The organism is Microlunatus parietis, from assembly GCF_013407955.1.
Lineage (GTDB): Bacteria > Actinomycetota > Actinomycetes > Propionibacteriales > Propionibacteriaceae > Microlunatus > Microlunatus parietis.
Window position 1 is genome coordinate 5,974,475 of sequence record NZ_JACCBU010000001.1, and the last position, 15,613, is coordinate 5,990,087.

Consider the following 15,613-nt stretch of genomic DNA (forward strand, 5'->3'; position numbering starts at 1 on the left):
AACAGGAAGCGATGATCGACGTTCACACCCACTGTCACCTCAGCGAGCACTGGGGCCCGGAGTGGGAGACCAACTGGAAGCCCGTCTACGGTCACGACTACGAGGAGAAGACGCCCGCCGAGTTCGATGCGGCGATGAAGGAGGCCGGCGTCGAGCTCGCGTTCACGTTCGGGCTGCGGGCCACCCGGGCCGGCGTGGACACGCCCAACGAGTACGTCGAGTGGTTCTGCGCCAACACCGAGACGGCGACGGTCGGCTTCATGGCGCTCGACCTCTGCGACGACGACGTCCTTGATCAACTTCAGGACGGCGTGGCTCGCGGACTCGGCGGGATCAAACTGTATCCGGTGCTGGCCCACTTCGATCCGCGGGACGCGAAGCACGATCCCGTCTACGCCGCGGCCGAGGCGGCCGGCTTGATCATCCTCTGGCACATGGGCGCGACGCCGAGCCCCGAGGGCCGGCTCGACGTCAGCCAGCCGCTGGTCGTCGACGAGGTGGCCCGGCGGCATCCGGGGTTGAAGCAGATCATCGCGCACATGGGCCATCCGTGGCAGCGGGAGACGATGGTGATCTGCCGGAAGAACCGCAACGTGTTCACCGACGTCTCGGCCAGTTGGCACCGCCCGCTGGACGGCTATCTGGCGCTGGCCAGGGCCCAGGAATGGAGCGTCGTGGACAAGCTGCTGTTCGGCTCCGACTACGCGCTGTGGACTCCGGCCGAGGCGGTCGCCGGGCTGCGTTCGATGGCCGCGACCAAGGTCCAGGGGATGCCGGAGATCAAGAAGGAAACGCTGGAATGGCTGCTGGACGGCGACCCGCGGCCGGCGCTGGGGCTGGCGTGATCATGAGCGAACCCACCAGAGTCGTCGTCGTCGGCTCGGGCTTCATCGCCGGCGAACACCTGTCCGCCCTGGAGCAGTTGCCGGACGCCGAGGTGGTCGGCATCGTCGATCTTAATCCCGGTCGGGCGGCCGCCGCCGCGAAGTCCGCCGGCGGGGTGCCGTGGGCTGTTGATCTTGGTACGGCGATCGCCGACTGGTCGGCCGACGCGGCGATCGTCTGCACCCCGAATCACACCCATCCGGCGATCGGAAAGGTGCTGGCCGATGCTGGTGTGCACGCCTTGATCGAGAAGCCGCTGGCGATCACGCCGGCCGACGCGGCCGAGCTGGTGCGGGTGTTCGAGGACAAGGGCCTGGTGCTGTCGGCGGCGCACACGCACCGCTACGCCCCGTACGCGCGGGCCGTCCGGCAGGCGATCGTCGACGGTGCCGTCGGCCGGCCGCTGCAGGCCCGGATCACGCTGCTCGGCGGCTGGATCTGGGGCGACTGGCGGAACTGGCAGATCGACCGCAGCCGGTCCGGCGGGCACGCGCTGCACAACGGTGTCCACCTGCTCGACCTGGTCACCTGGTGGCTCGGCGACACCCCGACCCACCTGCACGCGTACGGCCGCAAGCGCGCGGCCGCCGATCTTGAGGTGCACGACTACTTGATGATCACCGTCGGGTACGCGTCCGGCGCGTCCGCGGTCTGCGAGATGAGCCGGGCCAACCAGCCGCGCGGCATCGGCTATCGGGAGGTGTTCGTGCAGGGCGACGGCGGGACGCTGCGGCTGCCATGGGACAACGAGGGTCTGCTGTCCTGGGGTCACGACGGGACCCGCGTCGTGCCGGCCGGGCCGAGCCCGTTCCTGGCCCAGGCCCGGACCTGGCTGGCCGCGGTCCGAGGTGATCAACTCGAGGAGGAGCCGGTGACCGGCCGGACCGGGTTGGCCGCAGTCGTCCTCGGCGACGCCGCGGAGCGTTCGCTGGCCAGCGGGACCATGATCACTCTCGAGCAGGAGGCCGCGGCGTGAGCAGGGTGTTGCTGGTGCGGACCGATCCGGGCGTGCAGCGGGTCGCCGTGGCGGTACTCCGGGGCGATCTCGGGTTGCCGTGGGCGGTGCAGGCCGACCTGGTGCTGCGCGGCCCGGACGGAGGCACGCTGGGCGAGTTGCTGGCCGGAGCCGTGGACGCGGTCCGGTTCGTGCTCGGTCTCGGAGTGCGTACGGTCTCGGCGCGCTGCACCGGTTCGCTCGACGATGATCACGGCGTGCTGAACGCGACGTTGATCTTCGAGCACGAGGTCGGGGCGTCGATCACGGTGAGCCGGATCGCCACGCCCGGACTCGACGAGGCCCGGCTGCGGGTGATGGGCAACGAGGGCGTGCTGGCGGCCGATCTGACCAGGCCCGCGGTGTTGATCGACGGCGGCGCGCGCCTGCTGGCGTACGGTCCGACGGCCGTCGAGCCGGTGCTCGAACCGGCCGACGCCGACGCGGTGGCCGGGGTCGTCGACGCGATCCGGAAGTCGATCGCGGAGAATGCCGTCATCCATCTGGAAGGAATCTGATCATGCGCTTCGTCAGCTACCGCCGGGACGGTGAGCTCTACCACGGCCGTCTGGCCGGTGATCAACTTGAGTCAGGGGTGATCGAACTCGGCCCGGGCGACCTGCTGTCCGTGCTGGAGGGCGAGGGGCTCGCCGCGGCCGGGCAGCGGCCCGGCCCGGAGCGGTCGGCGGCGGAGCTCACGCTGACCGCGCCGCTGCTGCGGCCGCCGAAACTGCTCGCGGTCGCCGCCAACTACGCCGACCACATCAAGGAGGGCGGCGGCACACCGATGAACCCGGCGCGCGCGACGCCGCGGCTGTTCCTCAAGCCGTCGACGGCGATCACGGGTCCGTACGACCCGATCACGTTGCCCAAGATCTCCACCCGGAACGACTGGGAGGTGGAGCTGGCGGTGGTGATCGGCGAGCGCTGCCGCGACGTGCCGGTGGATCGCGCCCTGGACGTGGTGGCCGGCTACCTGACCGCGAACGACGTGTCGGCGCGTTCGATCGAGCCGGGCTTCGAGCGGGACGAGGAGCACGCGCATCCGTTCTTCGATTGGCTGCTCGGCAAGTGGCCGGACGGGTTCGCGCCGCTCGGCCCGTATCTGGTGACGGCCGACGAGGTGCCCGATCCGCAGGATCTCGAGCTGGTGCTCGAAGTCGACGGCACGGTACGGCAGCAGGGCTCGACCAAGGACATGATCTTCGGCGTCGCCGAGTTGATCGCGTTCGCGTCGTCGGTGATGACCCTGGAGCCGGGCGACGTGATCGAGACCGGGACGCCGGACGGCACCGGTGTCGCGATCGGTGTCTTCCTCAGGCCCGGCGAGGTGATGACCGCCCGGGTCGGCAACCTCGGCGAGCAGCGGACGCCGATCGAGAGCTGAACCGGGGATGATCTTGGACGGGGTGGTCGTCGGCGGTTCGGTCGTCGACGGCACCGGCGCCGTACGGCGCCGGGCCGACCTGGGCTGGCGGGACGGTCGGATCGTGGCCGTCGGTGATCTTGGTGGCGCCGCGGCCGAGGAGCGGATCGACGCCGACGGGCTGGTCGTCGCCCCCGGCTTCGTCGACCTGCACGGGCATTCCGACCTGTCGATCCTTGATCATCCCGCCGGCACCAGCAAGATCAGGCAGGGCGTGACCACCGAGGTCGCCGGCAACTGCGGCCTGGCCGTCGCCCCGGTCGCCGCGGACGCCGTGGCCGGCGTGCGCGGGCTGCTCGGCATCGTCGAGCTGCCGGAGGTGCCCTGGTCCTGGTCGAGCGTCGGCGACTATCTGGCCCTGGTCGAACGGTCCCGGCCGAACCTCCGGATCGCCTTGCTGGCCGGGCATCTGGCGATCCGGGCGTCGGTCGTCGGGCTTGATCAACGACCGCCGGATTCTGACGAGTTGGCGGCGATGGGCGGGCTGGTGCAGCAGGCGCTGGACGAGGGCGCGGTCGGGCTGTCGCTCGGCCTGATGTATCCGCCGAGTGCGTACGCGAGCGTCGAGGAGCTCACCGCCCTGGCCGAGGTGGTCGCCCGCAACAACGCCGTGCTGACGGTGCATCTGCGTGATTACGGCGCCGGTCTGCTGGACGCGGTGCGAGAGGCGCTGACGGTGGCCGAGCGGTCCGGCTGCCGGCTGCAGATCTCCCATCTCACCGTCGCCGGCCGGCGCAACTGGGGTTCTGTGCCCGCCGCCCTGGCCGAGATCGACGCCGCGGCCGAGGCCGGCGTCGACGTCGCGGTGGACTGCTACCCGTACTTGGCCGGCAGCACCAACCTGTCCCAGTTGGCGCCGCGCTGGGCCATGGACGGGGGTCAGGACGGGCTGCACGCGCGGCTCGCCGAGCCGGAGCTCCGGACCAAGATCATCGGGCAGATGAGCGATCCGGCCGTCGGTTGGGACGAGATCCTGCTCGGCCTGATGCCCGGACGTCCGGAGCTGGCCGGTCGGACCGTCGCCGACCTGGCCGCCGAGACCGGACAGCCGCCGGCCGCGGCGGCCGTCGAGCTGCTCGCCGTCGCCGACCCTTCGATCATCGCGTTCGGCCGCTCCGAAGCTGATCTTCGCGCCGTGATGACCCACCGGCTGAGCATGATCGGTTCCGACGGCCTCGCCGTAGACCCCGAGCGGAGGGATCGCGGACTGCCGCACCCGCGCTACTTCGGCGCCTACCCCGGACTCTTCCAGCGGTACGTCCGCGAGGAATCCCTGCTCAGCGTGGAAGACGCCGTGCGCCGCTGCACCTCAGCGCCGGCGCTCCGGGCCGGACTGGCGGACCGCGGCCGACTCGAGCCGGGCCTGCTGGCGGACCTGGTGATCTTCGACCCGGCCACGATCACCGAGCGCTCCACGTACCTCGATCCCTGGGCCGCCCCGGAGGGCATCGCCCGGGTCGTGGTCGGCGGCCGTACCGTCGCGGTGGAGGGTGCCGTCGAGCCGGTCGGACCGTCGTGATCATGCTGCCGGCGAATCCGGCCCGAAATGGAGGTGAAGTCGTCCGCTGGGTGAAGGGGGCGTGGCACGGCTCGCAGCTTGCTGTTGCTCAACGGGCTGTGGCACAGAATTGCAGTTTGCTGCGGCTCAACGGCCGAGAAATCGGTCCCCCGGTGGGTGGCGTCCACCTCACGACCCGACCGCTGTGGATTTCCGCCGTAACTGACCGGCTGAAATTCACTCCGGTCGTGCGTATCAGACCGAACTCCGCGACACCACATGTCGTCGAGGCGGTCACTTCGTCTTCATGATCACGTCGTACCGCAGTACCGGAAGCATCCGGCCGGGAATGGAGCCCGACGCGATCTCGCCGACGCGGACCGCACCCATGGCGAGATAGAAGCCCTCAGCCAGCGGCTCGGCTTCGATCTTGAGCAACCTGAAACCCAGGTTGCGCGCCGTGTCGGCGGCGTGCTCGAAGAGCCGACGGCCGAGCCCCGTGCCGATCGACTCGGGCACCACCCAGAGATTGCCCAACTCGCCCTCGGGCAGCTCGCCGTCGACGCTGTAGAACCCCAGAACCCGACCGGCGGACTCGGCGACGACAAATTTCCGGTCGGACAGATCGCCCTCGGTGTAGGTCAGCTCGCTCCGGCAGGCGTCCAGGAACTCCTGGTCGTAACCCCAGGATCCCTTGGCCAGCAGGGCGATGTCGCCCAGCAACTCCGCCTCGTCCGCGCGCGCCGGCCGCATCAACACCGTGTCCACAGAGCCATTTTGTCATCGATCCGAGGCTTATCGTTTCGGCATGACCGACGAAGCTCAAGTGAACGAGGCGCTCACAGCGGCACGCGCGGCGCACGCCGCGGCCACCGAGGCCCTGGCCCGAGCCGAGGCGGCAGCCCGGGCCGCCGGAGTCGAGCCCGATGGAACGGCAGCGCCGGAGCTTCGGGTCCAACGGCTCCGGGTGGTCGAGCCGGACGGCACCACGCGGATGATCATCGGCAACTCGGCGATGTCGAATTTCGCACCGATTCGCGGTCGAGACGTCGAGCATCCGGATCGCGGGAACCTCGGCGGAATCATCTTCTGCAACGACGAAGGTACGGAAGCCGGCGGCCTCGCGTACGCGGGCGGCAAGGTCGACGGCGAGCCGCGGCAACTCGGCTTCTGGTCCGTCGACGACTTCGAGCAGAACGAGGGGTTCCGGCTCGGAGCCGCGCAGGAGGGCGACCGACGAAGCAAATGGATCGAGTTCGCCGACCAGCCGTTCTTCTCGGTCGCCGACTTCCTTGAGGAGGCGGAAGGCAAGACCGGCGCCGAACGGGACGGTGTCGCAGCAAAGTACTGGCCCGACGACGCCGGCGGCAACGGCATCCTACGGCTGCGCTTGTCCCGACGACGGGACCGTCAGGTCCCTGATCCCCAGCAGCTAGCCGGAACGTGGATAGGGCGGGGCGATCTCGGCATCAGGTCAGTGGGGCCCACGCCAACGTTCGTGTTCGATATTCCGGTTGCCGGGTCACGCCACATCGATAGACTCGGACACGTTCAGAGGTAGACATTCCCCGATTGACGAGCGTACGAGTCCGGGAGGTGCACATGCGTCCACCATCGAATCGGCGCGCTTGTCCGAAGGTTGTCGTCTTCGCCTGATCTCCTTGGCGCTTCACGGCCGGTGGTTCCACTCATCGCCGGCCGGCGCCAACCGCCGGGATGACCGGCTCCTGACATCTCTTCAGCGTTGCGCGCAATTGTGACCCTGCAGTGATCACTGCAGGGGTCGTCATGCTGCGAACCCCTCTGGAGATGCCTTCACGTGCTATTCACCCAGCGAAATCCGTCTGCCTCCCGGCAGATGCTGACCAGATATCTGCGACCGCATGGGTGGCGTCTGCTGGTCCTGGCAGTCATCCTCGCGTTCACGATCGCCGTGCAGATCTCAACTCCCATCGTCGCGAGCCGGTTCATCGATGAGGCAACCGGCGATGGAACTCACCGACTGCTCACTGTTCTTGCCCTGGTCACGGTTGGTCTTGCGATCGTTCGTCAAGGGGCATCCCTGGCCGACACCTACGTCGCCGAACTCGTCAGTTGGCAGGCCACCAACGCGCTGCGCGAAGACCTGGCGGCACATCTGCTCCGGCTGGATGCGTCGTTCCACAATGCCCACACACCGGGTGAACTCATCGAACGCGTGGACGGCGACGTCTCGGCCGTCGCCCGCCTCTTCTCGCGATTCGTCGTGTACGTGCTGGGAAACGGGATTCTTATTCTCGGCGTACTCGGACTGACGTTCGTCACGGACTGGCGGGTCGCTCTCGGGCTCAGCGTGTTCGTCGTGATCGCCCTGGTCGTGATGCTCAAGATCCGCGCTGCGGCCACACCTCTTTCCGCCGCCGAACGACAGGCCAGTGCCGAATTCTATGGATTCATTGGAGAAGGTCTCTCCGGCCTGGAGGACATCCGGTCCAGTGGCGCCAGGGCATTCGTGCTACGCCGCTGCGCCGAACTGATGCGCACGTGGATATCGATGACCAGCCGGGCGGGCATGCGAGGCTACGCCATGGTGGCGTCGAGCAGCGGGATCTTCACCCTCGGATCAGTGTTCGCGCTGGCGCTTGGCGCGATGCGATATCACGATGGTGCGCTCACCATCGGTGCTGTCTACTTGATCTTCCGTTACACCCAGATGCTGCGTCATCCAACCGAGCAGATTCGTAACGAGATCCAGGACCTGCAGCAGGCCGGGGCGAGTATTGGGCGCATCGCCAACCTTCTTGCGATTTCGCCTCGCCTGATCGACGGACCGCGGCCTGCCCTGCCCTCGGGACCGCTGGACGTCGAACTCGCTGGAGTCTCGTTCGGCTACGACCCCGACACGCCGGTGCTTCACGAACTCAGCTTTCGCCTGCCGCCGGGACATGTGCTCGGGATCGTCGGACGAACCGGCAGCGGCAAGACCACCCTGACGCGACTCGTACCGCGCTTCTACGATCCGCAGAAAGGTGTCGTGAGAATCGGTGGCGTCGACGTGCGTGCGGTCGGCCTCGCCGCGGTTCGCTGCCGAATCGGGATCGTGTCACAGGACATCCACCTGTTCAACGCTTCGGTACGAGACAACCTGACCTTGTTCGACGACGAGGCGGATGACCTCCGGATCACTGCCGCGCTGCAGTCCGTTGGTCTGTCCAACTGGCTCCGGAACCTGCCCGAAGGACTCGACTCGCTCGTCGGATCGAAGGACGCGGCACTCTCGGCCGGGCAGGCGCAGTTGTTGGCCTGCGCCCGGATTCTCCTTCAAGATCCGGACATCGTCATTCTGGACGAACCGTCATCCCGACTCGACCTGGCCACTGAACGCCTCGTCCAACAGGCCTTGGTCCGTTTGCTTGAAGGACGCACGGCCATCATCGTGGCGCATCGCCTGACGACGGTCTCGATGGCCGACGACATCCTCGTGCTGGAGAACGGGCGTATTCACGAACACGGGCCGCGCGCCGAGCTCGAGGCCGATGAAGCGTCGCATTTCTCGCAGTTGCTCTCTCACGCCAGGGAGGAGATCGACCGATGACCACGCTTCCAACCTGGCGGTATCTGCTGAGAATGGCCCGGTTCTCACCCGGCATCAGCCTTGTCCACGCATTGCTCTGGTGCCTGATGAGTCTCTCGGGGCTGGTGCCAGGATTGATCGCGAGTTTGTTCTTCGACGTCCTGACCGAACAATCGCCCTTGCCGATGGGAACTTCCGGACTGTTGTGGCTATTGGTGCTGCTTGCCGCAGTCCAATCGACGCTCTGGCTGGTAGCCGGGTACGTCGAGATCGTCATGCGCTTCACCATGAGTGGATTGCTGAGACGAAACCTGCTGCGCCGCATTCTCGATCGCCCGGGCGCACAGGCGCTTCCGTACTCGATCGGAGAGACGCTCAGCCGCTTCCGCGATGACGCCCACTCGGCCGAGGACAGTCTGGACTGGATGGATGAGACGGTCGGTCAAGCCGTGATCGCCTCCGTCGCCTTCGTCGTTCTGCTGATCGTGAACGTCAAGCTGACGTTGGTCGTGATCTTGCCGCTCGTTGTCGTTGTCTATGTCGCCCAGCGAGCCAGCAGCAAGCTCGGTCGATACCGGAAAGCGAGCAGCGAGGCGACGAGCCAGGTGACCGGAGCGATCGGCGACCTGTTGACGGCCGTACAGACCGTGCAGGCAGCAGGAGCCGAGTCACGTCTGGTTGCTCACCTTCGCCAACTCAATCACCGACGCCGGACCACGACCGTGACCGATCGTCTGGCGACACAGGCGATCAACGCGATCACGTCCAATCTGGTCGGCATCGGATCGGGACTCGTCATGCTGCTCGCCGCAGGCAGCATCCGTGACAACAGCATGACGGTCGGCGACTTTGTGTTGTTCGTGGCCTATCTGGGCTTCATCACCCAGTTCACGGCCAGCCTCGGACAGTTCGTCGCGCAGTACCGACAGACCGGTGTCGCCTTCGAACGGATGGAAACTCTGCTCGGCGAGGACCCGGCGGCCACCCTGGTGGCTCCCACACCTCTGTACCTGCGCGGCGACCTGCCTCCCGTCACGCCACCGCCGCCGATTGGCGCCGACTCACTCCAGACGGTCGAAGCGTCCGGGCTGAGTTTTCGACATCCGGGGACTGCTGCCGGCATCGACAACCTCGATCTCCAGCTGGAACGCGGAACCCTCACGGTGATCACCGGCCGCGTCGGGTCCGGCAAGACGACCCTCTTGCGGACCTTCCTCGGATTGCTGCCTCCGCGCTCCGGCCAGATCCGCTGGAACGGCAAACTGGTCGAGGACCCACAATCCTTTCTCGTGCCGCCGCGCGTGGCCTATACGCCTCAGGTACCGCGCCTGTTCAGCGACTCGCTCAAACACAACATCCTGCTGGGACTACCGGAGAATTCGGAGAACCTTGAGGCGGCGGTCCACGGGGCAGTGCTCGAGCGCGACCTGGCGACGTTCCCCGCCGGCCTCGATACACCTGTCGGACCGCGTGGTGTCAAGCTCTCGGGCGGACAGATCCAGCGGTCGGCGGCTGCACGAATGCTGGCGCGCAACGCCGAACTGCTGGTGATCGACGACCTCTCCAGCGCGCTGGATGTCCACACCGAAGCGACACTCTGGCAGCGCATGATCGATGGCAAGAACCTCACCTGCCTTGCCGTGTCTCATCGACGTGCCGCCCTACGTCGAGCCGACCACATCGTCGTCCTGAAGGACGGCCGCGTCGAAGCCGAGGGATTGCTTGACGACCTGTTGATCAACAGCGCCGAGATGCGTTCACTCTGGCACGAGCACGAACCCGAGGAGGAGGCCGTCCTCGAATAGTTCGGCCGTTCCTCGGCGCCGTCGATCATGATCGACATCGCCTCACCCGACGGCAGTGGGCCAGGACGGCGGCGCGCGCCTCGTGCTCAGGTCGGCGCGACGGCACCGAGGAGGCGGTTGAGGCGGGAACGGATTCCTCCCGGCTGACGCCCCGTGCGCTCCGCGATCTCCCGAACGCTCAATCCAGCGGCGTGCAGGTCGAGCAGTTCGCGCTCCTGATTCTCGTCCCAGCGGCGGTAGGCGTGTGGATGCTCCTCCCGCACCCCCTCGAGGGTCACGGTCCTTGAGGTTCTGAGGTGGATGCTGCCGAGCTCGGTGCGAGGCCGGCGCCAGCGTTCCTGCTCACCGCGCCAGAGCACGAGGTCATCACCGTCGAACAGGAGCAGATCGGCGTCGACATCCTCGGACTCGCCACCGCGGAGGTTGATGGTCACCATGGGCGCAGATCGTAGGGTCGTGGTCCGACAGTCCGGATCCGAGCTGCGGACGTGCGGAACTCGAGGCCGTTGTCAGTGGGGCCGGTTAGTATCGCTGACATGTTCGATTCATCGACGACTGAGGACGGTGCGGCGGCCGGCATCCTGCGGGGTGCCGAGGCGGCGTACCGTGCTCGGATATCGGCCGAGAACGAACTGCTGGGGTGGGCCGTCGCGTGGGCCGACACCTGGCCGGCCGAGTCGATCACCGAAGATCAACTGCGGGTCTCCGGCGGTGCGCGCGGGGTGCGTCCGGGTGGCGACGGGACGCCGGAGGTCAATGATCTTGCCGTGGCCACGTTCGGAGCCAAGATCGACAAGGGTTACGTGGCCACACTCGGGTTCCTGGGCGATGCGCTCGATCTGCGGGATCGACTGCCAGGTCTGTGGGCCAAGATCACGAACTGTGAGGTGATCGGGTGGCAGGGCTGCAAGGTGGCCCGGATGACATGCCAGTTGACGTTCGAACAGGCTCGGGCGGTCGACGTCGAGGTTGCTGATCACGCCGGGCTGGTGCCGTGGCCCAAGCTGGAACGGCTCACCCAGGCCGCGATCATCCGCGTCGACGGCGAACGGATCGAGCGGGAGGCGGCCGAGGCGAAGAAGAAGCGTGGCGTCTGGCTGTCGCAGACCGACGAGCACGGGCTGAAGGGGATCTACGGCCGGTTGACGCCGCCGGAGGCGATCCGCCTCTACGCCCGGATCCAGGAGATCGCGGCCTGTCTTCCGCTGGGTACGGCGACGGCCGACGAGCGCCGTGCGGACGCCATGGCAATGTTGGGCAACGAACTTCAGGCCACCGAGGTGGTCGCGCGGCATCGGCAACCGGACCTGTTCGACCTCGACCTGGAAGCGGCCGTGCAGCCGGCGCCGGGCGGCGACGGCGCCGTGGAAGAGACCGAGCTGCATCCGTCCCTGCGCGATCGGCCGGTGGTCCCGAGCCCGGAGTCCGCGATCTTCAGAGCCGCCGTCGAGCAACTGTTCCGCAAGCTCAAGCCGGCCGACCTGCTGCCGAAGGCGACGTTGTCCGTGTACGTCGACGCGGACGCCCTGGAACGAGGAACCGGCGTCTGCCGGGTGCCCGGCGTCGGGCCGACCGCGCTCGGCGTGGTCAAGGACTGGCTCGGCCACTGCAGCGTGACGGTGCGACCGGTGATCGATCTCAACGATCCACCTCCGCCGGTCGACCGCTACGAGATCCCGCCGCGCCACCGGCGACACCTGGCGCTCCGGCAACCGGCGAGCAGCTTCCCGTGGTCCACGGCGATGTCCGGGCTCGATCTTGATCATGTCATTCCCTACCTGTCAAGGAAACGCGGCGGCCCACCCGGTCAGACGGGAGTCGATGGGCTGACGCCGACCTCTCGCACGGAGCACCGGCTGGTGACCCACGGCGGCTGGCAACGGCGACAACCCGAGCCGGGAACGATGATCTATCGCTCCCCGTACGGTGACGTCTACGTCACCAATCATGCCGGCACCCATGCCCTCGGGTCCGGATCCTTCGCGCAGCTCACCTGGGCGGCGTGCACGGGAAGGGCCGCCGCCTGACCCGACGGCTAGGGTCATGGCATGGCTGACGTACGCGCTCTCGTTGATCACTACGTCGAGCTGCTGTCGGCCCTGTCCGGCGTCCGTGCCGTACTGCTCGGCGGCAGCTTCGCCCGTGACGCCGCCGATCGCTGGAGCGACCTCGATCTCATGATCGTCGCCGCGGACGGCGTCGCGCCCGCAGAGCTGGCCGATGCCGCACTGGTCGCCGTCACCGCATCGAACGAGCCTCTGCTCGCGATCCGCCGCGACAGTGATCACTCCTGTCTGGTCAATCTGGTGCTGCCGCCGTGGATCCGGCTCGACATCAGCGTTACCGATGATCCCCGACCGGGCGGGCCTCGGATGTCGCTCCGCCAGGTGTACGGCGAGCCGATCGAGATCACGTCATCGATGGAGGACACCGTTGATCTTGAGGCTGCGGCAGCGGTGATCACTCAGCTCGTCCGGGTCTACGGCCTCCTTCCGGTGGTGCTGGGTCGCGACGATCTGATCACCGCGACGCAGGGGAGCCACCTGGTCTGGGGCGAGCTGGTCAACCTGTGCCTCCTGGTCGACCCGGAGACGAGCCGGATGGGCGCCCTGTCCAAGGCGCAGCGGATCCTGCCGGAACACCGCGACCTCCTGCTGTCGCTCCCGGCCATCGCACCCGACCGCGAGTCGATCCTCGCCTTCCACGAGGCCGCCTTCCCTGACACGCCCTGCTCGTCCGGAGACTGATGCCGCTCGTACCATTGTAAAAACTGGATTGTACGTAATACGATCTTCATCACAATGAAGGACATCGTCTATCTCGAACGACTTGAGCAGGCCGAGGCTCTGTTCAAGCCCCAGCGCGTCGCGGTGCTCCGGCAACTGTCCGAGCCCCGGTCCTGTACCGAGGTCGGCAAGGAGTTGGGGCAGACGGCGCAGCACGTCTACTACCACGTACGGAAGCTGCTCGAAGCCGGCCTGGTCTCGCAGGTCTCGGAACGCCGCGTGCGCGGGATCAACGAGGGGATCTATCAGGCGACAGCACGGTCCTATTGGCTCTTGCCCTCCCTGGTCGGCACGATCGGCACCCGCCGGGTTCAGGACGAGTTGAGTCTGGGCTACCTGCTCAATCTCGTCGAGGACGTCCAGGCCGATCTGGTCCGGCTCGACGGCACCGACGGCGACCTGCCCACTCTGGGCGTCTCCGGGGAGATCCGGCTCGCCGCGGGGGACCGGGACGCGTTCCTGGCCGATCTCCGCACCACCTTGCAAGACCTGTTCACCCGCCACGGCGGCGCTACCGGGGACACGTTCCGGCTCGCTGTGGCCTGTTATCCGAAGGAGGACGATCGCGATGACTGACCTGTCCCTTCGCGCTCGCATCGCGGCACACGTGAGCCGCGTCCAGCGGGCGCTCACCGACTCGGCCGAAGCCACCACTTGGCTCGCCGACCACGCCGACCTGGCACCTGCCGACCGGCGCTACGAGTTCTGGGGACGCTCCACTCCGCAAGGTGAGCGCGGCCGGCAACAACTGCTGGCCTGGCACCCCGAGCGGGAGCTCGCGTTCCGCTGGCGGCTCGACGACGTCGACACCACCGTCACGCTCGCCTTCGAGCCCGATGTTGATCATGGCACGACCCTGACCCTGACCCAGACCGACCTGCCCGGCATGGACGAACTGATGGCACCGACCGGCCGGCGCGACGGCCGGCACTCGATGCACACGTTCTGGCCGCTGGCGATCGCCAACCTGGCCGAGCATGTCGAAGGCCGGCCCCTGACACCGCGGGCGGACTTCGGACCTGACCGGAAGCCTGAGATCCGGATCTCGATCGACATCGACGACGCCGCCGACCGGGTCTTCGACAGTCTGATCCAGCCCAAGATCATCGAGCGGTGGTTCGGCTGGGAAGCCCTCGTCGAACCACGCGTCGGTGGCCGGATCCAGCTCGGGGTGGACGGAAAGATCTTCGAGTTCGAGCCGGGCAAGCGACTCAGCGCGGCCGACGACGAGGGCAGCATCGTCCGGTGGGAGCTGGCCGAATCCGATGGGCACACGCACCTGACGTTCGTCCAGAGTGGCTATCGCAATGATGAACTCGATAACGCCGCGCAGCACGAGGCGGGCTGGCTCGCCGCGCTGGCCGAACTCAAGCGGATGCACGAACTCGGCGACTCTTGGACTCCGCTGACCACGGAGTTCGGCGGCGAGAGCTCAGCCGAGGGCGACGTCGACGATCTCCCGGGCGATGGCGAGGCTGGCGGTCGCAGCCGGTGACGGAGCATTGCGTACGCAGACGACGCGGCCGGCCCGGCTGATCCGGAAGTCGTCGACCAGCGAACCGTCGGCGTCCATGGCCTGGGCGCGGATCCCGGGCGGGGCGGGTTCAAGATCACGGACCCGGAGCTCGGGCAGGTAGCGGCGGGCGGCGCGGGCGAACAGGCGGCGGCTGGACGAGCCGGCCAGTTCACGGATGCCGGTCGCCCAGTTGCGGCGGGCGAAGCGGCGGAAGCCGGCCCAGCGGAGCAGAGCCAGAAGTTGATCACCGGCCACGTCGCGGCGCCGGTAGCCCTCCCGGGCCAAGGCGAGGACCGCGTTCGGCCCGACCAGGACCCGGCCGTCGACCCGGCGGGTCAGATGCACGCCCAGGAACGGATAGCGCGGGTCGGGCACGGGATAGATCAGGCCGTTGACCAGGCCCGCGCGATCGGCCCGCAGGGCAGCGAACTCACCGCGGAACGGCACGATCACCGGATACTCCTGATCACCGGCGAGCCGGGCCAGCCGATCGGCCTGCAGGCCGGCACAGTTGATCACCCGGTGGTAGCCACCGAGTTCCTCGCCGCCGAAGACCCGGACCTCGTCACCCGCCTCGGTGAAGGCGGTCACGGCGACGCCGGTCCGCAGTTCGCCGCCGGCGTCGGTCACATCGCCGAGCAGGGCCCGGGTGATCGCGCCGTAGTCGGTGATCGCTGTACTGGGGGAGTGCAGACCGGCGATGCCAGCGGCGTGCGGTTCCAGCTCCCGCAGCCCATCGGCGTCGACCAGCCGCACCCCGGGCACCCCGTTGGCCCGGGCCCGCTCGAAGATCGCCGCCATCCGTTCCCGATCTTGGTCGGTCAGCGCGACAAGCACCTTCCCGACCTCCTGGTACGGCAGCCCGTGATCATCGCAGAACGCCCGCAGCAGGGCGATCCCCGAGCGGACCAGCCGCGCCTTCGCCGAGCCGGGCAGATAGTAGAGCCCGGCATGGACGACACCGCTGTTCCGCCCGGTCTGGTGCAGGGCCGGCTCGGCCTCCTTCTCGATCACGGTGACCCGGGTCGCCGGATCGCGCAGCAGCAACTCCCGTGCCACGGCCGCGCCGATGATGCCGGCGCCGATCACGGCCACCCTCTTGCCCACCATGCCACCCAGTCTGGCGTACGAACGCCTGGCGTACGGGAGC

At 67.9% G+C, this 15,613-nt stretch carries 15 protein-coding genes; 12 read left to right on the plus strand and 3 right to left on the minus strand.

The genetic code is table 11. From position 1 onward, the window contains the following. The first annotated feature begins 11 nt into the window (after positions 1–11). The 5 genes from BKA15_RS28770 to BKA15_RS28790 are packed head-to-tail and all read left to right on the plus strand — an operon-like array spanning position 12 to position 4,824. Positions 12–845: an amidohydrolase family protein gene (locus tag BKA15_RS28770; RefSeq protein ID WP_179756822.1), complete on the plus strand. Its 834-nt coding sequence runs from the start codon at positions 12–14 to the stop codon at positions 843–845. Between the two features lie 2 nt (positions 846–847). Beyond that, a complete protein-coding gene (locus tag BKA15_RS28775; RefSeq protein ID WP_179756824.1) occupies positions 848–1,861 on the plus strand; it encodes a Gfo/Idh/MocA family protein in 1,014 nt (337 codons plus the stop codon). Beyond that, entirely contained in the window at positions 1,858–2,397 is a 540-nt protein-coding gene (locus tag BKA15_RS28780) for a Gfo/Idh/MocA family protein (protein ID WP_179756826.1), read from the plus strand. Before BKA15_RS28775 ends, BKA15_RS28780 begins: the two co-directional genes overlap by 4 nt. 2 nt (positions 2,398–2,399) lie before the next feature. Then, complete coding sequence (locus BKA15_RS28785; RefSeq protein WP_179756828.1) at positions 2,400–3,266, plus strand: fumarylacetoacetate hydrolase family protein; 867 nt, start codon at positions 2,400–2,402, stop codon at positions 3,264–3,266. Positions 3,267–3,273: 7 nt separating this feature from the next. Further along, a complete protein-coding gene (locus tag BKA15_RS28790) occupies positions 3,274–4,824 on the plus strand; it encodes an N-acyl-D-amino-acid deacylase family protein (protein WP_179756830.1) in 1,551 nt (516 codons plus the stop codon). Between the two features lie 273 nt (positions 4,825–5,097). Here BKA15_RS28790 and BKA15_RS28795 read toward each other — a convergent pair whose 3' ends face one another. After that, positions 5,098–5,571, minus strand: coding sequence for a GNAT family N-acetyltransferase (locus BKA15_RS28795; RefSeq protein WP_218871615.1), 474 nt, complete (start codon positions 5,569–5,571; stop codon positions 5,098–5,100). A gap of 40 nt (positions 5,572–5,611) precedes the next feature. On the opposite strand from BKA15_RS28795, the gene BKA15_RS28800 reads away from it, so the two are divergent. From BKA15_RS28800 to BKA15_RS28810, 3 genes are all read left to right on the plus strand, one after another. Beyond that, positions 5,612–6,364 (plus strand): hypothetical protein, encoded by a 753-nt coding sequence (locus tag BKA15_RS28800; RefSeq protein ID WP_179756832.1) that lies wholly within the window; start codon positions 5,612–5,614, stop codon positions 6,362–6,364. A gap of 297 nt (positions 6,365–6,661) precedes the next feature. Beyond that, positions 6,662–8,377, plus strand: coding sequence for an ABC transporter ATP-binding protein (locus BKA15_RS28805; RefSeq protein WP_179756834.1), 1,716 nt, complete (start codon positions 6,662–6,664; stop codon positions 8,375–8,377). Continuing rightward, on the plus strand, positions 8,374–10,161 hold the full coding sequence (locus BKA15_RS28810) for an ATP-binding cassette domain-containing protein (protein WP_179756836.1): 1,788 nt from the start codon (positions 8,374–8,376) through the stop codon (positions 10,159–10,161). Before BKA15_RS28805 ends, BKA15_RS28810 begins: the two co-directional genes overlap by 4 nt. Before the next feature lie 86 nt (positions 10,162–10,247). Here the strand turns inward: BKA15_RS28810 and BKA15_RS28815 are convergent, their stop codons facing one another. Next, positions 10,248–10,598 (minus strand): helix-turn-helix domain-containing protein, encoded by a 351-nt coding sequence (locus BKA15_RS28815; protein WP_179756838.1) that lies wholly within the window; start codon positions 10,596–10,598, stop codon positions 10,248–10,250. 99 nt (positions 10,599–10,697) lie between these two features. On the opposite strand from BKA15_RS28815, the gene BKA15_RS28820 reads away from it, so the two are divergent. The 4 genes from BKA15_RS28820 to BKA15_RS28835 are packed head-to-tail and all read left to right on the plus strand — an operon-like array spanning position 10,698 to position 14,442. After that, positions 10,698–12,188 carry a DUF222 domain-containing protein gene (locus tag BKA15_RS28820; protein ID WP_179756840.1) on the plus strand — a complete coding sequence of 497 codons (1,491 nt, stop codon included), beginning with the start codon at positions 10,698–10,700 and terminating at the stop codon, positions 12,186–12,188. A gap of 21 nt (positions 12,189–12,209) precedes the next feature. Beyond that, positions 12,210–12,908 (plus strand): nucleotidyltransferase domain-containing protein, encoded by a 699-nt coding sequence (locus tag BKA15_RS28825; RefSeq protein ID WP_179756842.1) that lies wholly within the window; start codon positions 12,210–12,212, stop codon positions 12,906–12,908. 54 nt (positions 12,909–12,962) lie between these two features. Next, on the plus strand, positions 12,963–13,523 hold the full coding sequence (locus tag BKA15_RS28830; protein WP_179756844.1) for an ArsR/SmtB family transcription factor: 561 nt from the start codon (positions 12,963–12,965) through the stop codon (positions 13,521–13,523). Beyond that, positions 13,516–14,442, plus strand: a complete 927-nt coding sequence (locus BKA15_RS28835) for an SRPBCC family protein (RefSeq protein WP_179756846.1) — start codon at positions 13,516–13,518, stop codon at positions 14,440–14,442. The genes BKA15_RS28830 and BKA15_RS28835 overlap by 8 nt, the downstream gene beginning before the upstream one ends. Here the strand turns inward: BKA15_RS28835 and lhgD are convergent. Further along, on the minus strand, positions 14,380–15,573 hold the full coding sequence (gene lhgD, locus BKA15_RS28840; protein ID WP_179756848.1) for an L-2-hydroxyglutarate dehydrogenase: 1,194 nt from the start codon (positions 15,571–15,573) through the stop codon (positions 14,380–14,382). The genes BKA15_RS28835 and lhgD overlap by 63 nt on opposite strands. Positions 15,574–15,613 lie beyond the last annotated feature (40 nt).